This is a genomic window from Mesorhizobium sp. M7A.F.Ca.CA.001.08.2.1 (genome assembly GCF_003998455.1).
Lineage (GTDB): Bacteria > Pseudomonadota > Alphaproteobacteria > Rhizobiales > Rhizobiaceae > Mesorhizobium > Mesorhizobium ciceri.
Genome location: NZ_RZPW01000435.1, coordinates 1 through 5,326 on the forward strand (window position 1 = coordinate 1; position 5,326 = coordinate 5,326).

Genomic DNA, 5,326 nt, shown 5'->3' on the forward strand with positions numbered 1-5,326 from the left:
GGCCGCCGGTGCCATTCCGCCCGTGATCGGCTGGGCCGCGGTGACCGGGACGGTCAGCCTCGAAAGCGTTGTCTTGTTCCTGATCATCTTCCTTTGGACGCCGCCGCATTTCTGGGCGCTGGCGCTTTTCAAATCCGAGGACTATGCCAAGGCCGGCATTCCGATGATGCCCAACGTCGCCGGCCACGCTTCGACGCGCCGCCAGATCTTCGCCTATGCGCTGGTGCTTGCCCCGGTCGGCGTGCTGCCGTGGATGCTCGGCTACACCACGCCCTTCTATGGCGTGGCCGCCCTGTTGCTCGGGGTCGGTTTTGCCTGGTACGCGTGGAAAGTGCTTGGCATGGCCGACGATGACCGCGTCATGAAACCGGCCAAGGCCCTGTTCGCCTATTCGCTGCTTTATCTCTTCGCCATCTTCGCTGCCTATCTGGCCGACAGCGTTGTCGAACGCGCGCTTGCCATGGGTGGAGCATGACCATGATCGAGGAAAAGCTCGAGACCGTCACGTTGACCGAGCGTCAGAAGAAGGCGCAGCGCAGCCGTTCCATCGCCATCGGCGTGGCGCTGGCGCTGCTGGTGGTCATTTTCTACATCGCGACGATCGTGAAGTTCGGCCACAATCTGGGCACGATGTGATGAGCGTCGAGAAGTCCAGGAAAGCGGCGGGCAAGAACAGCAACGTCATCGTCGCGGCTGTCTGCCTCGCCTTCTTCACCGGCATGATCGGCATGGCCTATGCCGCGGTGCCGCTCTACAAGATGTTTTGCCAGGCGACCGGCTATGGCGGCACGACGCAACGTGCCGAGAAGCAGTATGCCGGCCGCGTGCTCGACCGCGAGATCACCGTCCGCTTCGATGCCAACATCGCTGGCGTGCCATGGGAGTTCCAGCCGGTCCAGCGCTCGATGACGATGAAGATCGGCGAGACCGTGCAGGCGCACTATCAGGCGACCAACAAGTTCGATCGTTCCGTGACCGGCCGCGCCACCTTCAACGTGCAGCCTGAACTGGCGGGCCCCTATTTCAACAAGGTCGAGTGCTTCTGCTTCACCGACACGACGCTGAAGCCCGGCGAGACGCTGGACATGCCGGTCCTGTTCTACGTGGACCCCGACATCGTCAATGTGCCGGAGCTCAAGGACGTGAAGACGATCACGCTGTCCTACACGATGTTCCCGGTCGAGAAGACCAAGCCGGTCGCCTCGTCGGCGCCGACCGATGGCAACAGCAAGACAATTTCGAATACCGAAGCAAATCTCGGGGGTTGATATGGCAGACGCGCACGCAAAACCACAGCATGACTATCATCTCGTCGACCCGAGCCCATGGCCTTTCCTAGGCTCGGTAGGGGCGCTCGTCATGGCCTTTGGCGGTGTCGCCCTGATGGAATATCTGAAGGGCGGGTCGTTCCCGATCTTCGGCTTCAACATCGCCAATCCGTGGCTGTTCTTCATCGGCCTCGTGATCGTCCTCTACACCATGTTCGCCTGGTGGTCGGACACGATCAAGGAAGCGCATGAGGGTCATCATACGCGGGTCGTGTCGCTGCACCTGCGCTATGGCATGATCATGTTCATCGCCTCGGAGGTGATGTTCTTCGTTGCCTGGTTCTGGGCCTATTTCGATGCCAGCCTTTTTGCCGGTGAGGCACAGAACTACGCGCGCGCCACATTTACTGGTGGCGTCTGGCCGCCGAAGGGCATGGAGGTTCTCGATCCCTTCCATTTGCCGCTCTACAACACCGTCATCCTGCTGCTGTCGGGCACCACGGTGACCTGGGCGCACCATTCGCTTCTTCACGGCGACCGCAAGGGGCTGATCAACGGCCTGGTGCTGACCGTCGGCCTCGGCATGCTGTTCACCATGGTGCAGGCCTACGAGTACATGCACGCTCCGTTCGCTTTCAAGGATTCCATCTATGGCGCCACCTTCTTCATGGCGACCGGCTTCCACGGGTTCCACGTCATCATCGGCACCATCTTCCTGTTGGTCTGCCTGATCCGGGCGATGAAGGGTGATTTCACCCCCAAGCAGCATTTCGGCTTCGAGGCGGCCGCCTGGTACTGGCACTTCGTCGACGTGGTCTGGCTGTTCCTGTTCGCCTCGATCTACGTCTGGGGATCGGTCGGCGCGGTGATCGAGGGCCACTGATCCAGGCCTGAGGGATTTTCATTTCTGGAGGCGGCCGCGGCAACGTGGCCGCCTTCTTCTTTTTGGCGCAATGATCGCTGATCGATAGCCGATGCGACTGACAATCTTCCGGGCTATTTGCGCATTGATGATCGCGGCACTCCCAGCCTTTGCCGGCGAGAAGGTGGACCTGGTGCGTGTTCACAAGGCCGAACGCCGGCTGGAACTGATCGGCGACGGCAAGGTCCTGCGAAACTACGGCATCGCGCTCGGCGGCGATCCCGTCGGGCACAAGCACCAGGAGGGCGATCAGCGCACGCCCGAGGGGAACTATGTCCTCGACTGGCGCAACCCGAACAGCATCGCGCACAAATCGATCCATATTTCGTACCCCAATGCCGATGATGAGGCCGCCGCCAAGGCGCGCAATGTCGGCGCGGGCGGCATGATCATGATCCACGGCCAGCCGAATGGTTATGGCTGGTGGGGCTGGCTGCTTCAATTGGTCGACTGGACCGACGGCTGCATTGCGGTTACGGACTCCGACATGGACGAAATCTGGGCGCTGGTGGCCGATGGCACACCGATCGAAATCGAGCGGTAAGCAATGAGCGACGACGCTCCCATGAGTGAAGACAGAGCGATCTGGCCGCCGATCGATCCGATCTCGGCCGGCCTGCATGGCCGCTGCCCGCGCTGCGGCGAGGGGCGGTTGTTCTCCGGCTTCCTCACTGTCGGCAAGCGCTGCGTCAATTGCGGCCTCGATTATTCCTACGCCGATGCCGGCGACGGGCCGGCGGTGTTCGTCATCCTGATCATAGGCTTCCTTATCGTCGGCCTGGCGCTCTGGGTTGAAGTCACGCTTAGCCCGCCGCTCTGGCTGCATCTGCTGGTCTGGATTCCGCTGGCTGTCGTGCTGTGCCTGGCGGCGCTGCGGCTGATCAAAGGCGTGCTGCTGACGCTGCAATACCGCAACAAGGCGGCCGAAGGCCGGTTGGATCGCGGCGAATGAGCGAGGCAACCGTTAAAGCCGATGGCCGATCGCGGCCTAGGACGGCACTGCTGCTCGGCCTTGGCCTTGTGCTGATCCTGATCCTGCTGGCGCTCGGCACCTGGCAGGTCCAGCGCCTTTATTGGAAGGAAGGCCTTCTGCAGACCATCGACCAGCGCACTCATTCAGCGCCGCGGCCGCTGGCCGAGGTCGAGAAAGAATTCGCAGCCACCGGGGACGTCGATTATACGCCCGTCGCCGTCACCGGGACGTTCCTGCATCAAGGCGAACGGCATTTTTACGCGACCTGGGAAGGCGATGCCGGCTTCAATGTCTACACGCCGCTGGCGCTCGACGACGGCCGCTTCGTCCTGATCAATCGCGGCTTCGTGCCTTACGATCTGAAGGATGCCGCCAAGCGCGCCAAGGGACAGGTGACTGGCAGAGTGACGGTCACGGGGCTCGCCCGCAACCCCCTGCCAGCAAAGCCGTCGATGATGCTGCCCGACAACGATGTGGCGAAGAACATCTTCTACTGGAAGGACCGCGACGTCATGGCGGCGAGCGCGGGCCTGCCGGCTGGGTTCACGCTGGTGCCGATCTTCATCGACGCAGACAAGACTCCAAATCCAGGCGGATTGCCGGTTGGCGGCGTCACCATCATCGACCTGCCGAACAGCCATCTGCAATATGCCGTCACCTGGTACGGGCTTGCCGCAGCGCTCGCCGCCGTGCTCATCCTGCGGCTTCGTCGCCCCGCGAAAAAGGAATGAACGCGAGCGACGCCCCCTTTCTACCGATGCCCTTGACAGGGCAGGGGTGCGCACCTCATTTCGGCTTTGATCAACCGGCCCGGATTTAATGCTTCAGACAACCCCCAAACCACCTCTGACGATCCGGCTCTGCCAGCCGCGCGGTTTTTGCGCCGGTGTCGACCGTGCCATCCAGATCGTCGTGCTGGCGCTGAAGAAATATGGCGCGCCGGTCTACGTCCGCCATGAAATCGTGCACAACCGCTACGTCGTCGAGGGGCTGCAAAGCCTTGGCGCCGTCTTCATCGAGGAACTCTCCGAGATCCCGGCCGAACATCGGCAGTCGCCCGTCGTGTTCTCGGCGCATGGCGTGCCGAAATCGGTGCCGGCGGATGCGAAGGCGCGCAATCTCTTCTATCTCGATGCCACTTGCCCGCTGGTGTCGAAGGTCCACAAGCAGGCGATGCGCCATCAGCGGCTCGGCCGTCATGTGCTGTTGATTGGTCACGCCGGACATCCCGAGGTGATCGGCACCATGGGCCAGCTCCCGGACGGAGCGGTGACCCTGATCGAAACCGAAGCCGATGCCGCAAAGCTCTCGCCCGTCGATCCGCAGGCGCTAGGCTTCGTCACCCAGACCACATTGTCGGTCGAGGACACCGCCGGCATCATCCGCGCCTTGCAGGATCGCTTTCCGGCGCTGCAGGCGCCAGCGGCGGAATCGATCTGCTATGCCACCACCAACCGCCAGGAAGCCGTCAAGGACACCGCGCCGGGCGCCGATCTCTACCTGATCGTCGGCGCGCCGAATTCATCCAATTCGCGACGACTTGTCGAAGTGGCGGAGCGTGCAGGCGCCACCATGTCGCTTCTCGTGCAGCGCGCCGCCGAGATTCCGTGGAATGACATCGGCAACATTTCGACGCTCGGCCTGTCGGCCGGCGCGTCGGCGCCCGAAATCATCGTCGACGAGATCATCGACGCGTTCCGGCAGCGCTTCGATGTCACGATCGATCTGGCCATCACGGCCACGGAAACGGAGGATTTTCCGGTCATGCGGGTACTGCGCGATGTCGAACTGACGCGGGCCGACATGGCCTTCGTCAATGGAGCCGCGTAAGGCACATGGCGGTCTACACTGACGTCGCGGAAGGCGAACTCGGCGCATTCCTGAAGCACTATCCGGTCGGCGATCTCCTGTCCTACAAGGGCATCGCCGAAGGCACCGAGAACTCGAACTTCCTGCTGCACACCTCGAGCGGCTCCTACATCCTGACGCTCTATGAGAAACGCGTCGAGAAGGCGGATCTGCCGTTTTTCCTCGGGCTGATGGGCCATCTCGCCTACAAGGGCGTGTCCTGCCCGCTGCCGGTGACCGCCCATGACGGCAGCGTCATCGGCACGCTCGCCGGCCGGCCGGCGGTCATCATCACCTTCCTGGAAGGGCTTTCGT

The 5,326-nt window shown here is 62.5% G+C and carries 9 protein-coding genes; all 9 read left to right on the forward strand.

The window, feature by feature from the left end; genetic code table 11:
- A partial coding sequence (locus tag EN914_RS23000) for a UbiA family prenyltransferase (RefSeq protein WP_164778860.1) occupies positions 1–475 on the forward strand: 475 nt, incomplete at its 5' end.
- A gap of 2 nt (positions 476–477) precedes the next feature.
- Positions 478–636, forward strand: a complete 159-nt coding sequence (locus tag EN914_RS23005; protein ID WP_013532777.1) for a hypothetical protein — start codon at positions 478–480, stop codon at positions 634–636.
- On the forward strand, positions 636–1,268 hold the full coding sequence (locus tag EN914_RS23010; protein WP_024503614.1) for a cytochrome c oxidase assembly protein: 633 nt from the start codon (positions 636–638) through the stop codon (positions 1,266–1,268). Before EN914_RS23005 ends, EN914_RS23010 begins: the two co-directional genes overlap by 1 nt.
- Position 1,269: 1 nt before the next feature.
- Positions 1,270–2,151, forward strand: coding sequence for a cytochrome c oxidase subunit 3 (locus EN914_RS23015; RefSeq protein ID WP_024503615.1), 882 nt, complete (start codon positions 1,270–1,272; stop codon positions 2,149–2,151).
- A gap of 91 nt (positions 2,152–2,242) precedes the next feature.
- Positions 2,243–2,734 carry a murein L,D-transpeptidase family protein gene (locus EN914_RS23020; protein WP_024503616.1) on the forward strand — a complete coding sequence of 164 codons (492 nt, stop codon included), beginning with the start codon at positions 2,243–2,245 and terminating at the stop codon, positions 2,732–2,734.
- 21 nt (positions 2,735–2,755) lie between these two features.
- Complete coding sequence (locus EN914_RS23025; RefSeq protein WP_024503617.1) at positions 2,756–3,142, forward strand: DUF983 domain-containing protein; 387 nt, start codon at positions 2,756–2,758, stop codon at positions 3,140–3,142.
- Positions 3,139–3,894 carry an SURF1 family protein gene (locus EN914_RS23030; RefSeq protein WP_024503618.1) on the forward strand — a complete coding sequence of 252 codons (756 nt, stop codon included), beginning with the start codon at positions 3,139–3,141 and terminating at the stop codon, positions 3,892–3,894. The genes EN914_RS23025 and EN914_RS23030 overlap by 4 nt, the downstream gene beginning before the upstream one ends.
- Before the next feature lie 88 nt (positions 3,895–3,982).
- Complete coding sequence (gene ispH, locus EN914_RS23035; protein ID WP_127389278.1) at positions 3,983–4,993, forward strand: 4-hydroxy-3-methylbut-2-enyl diphosphate reductase; 1,011 nt, start codon at positions 3,983–3,985, stop codon at positions 4,991–4,993.
- A 5-nt stretch (positions 4,994–4,998) separates the two neighbouring features.
- Positions 4,999–5,326 (forward strand): phosphotransferase (locus tag EN914_RS23040; protein ID WP_164778861.1); only part of this gene is annotated, 328 nt, incomplete at its 3' end.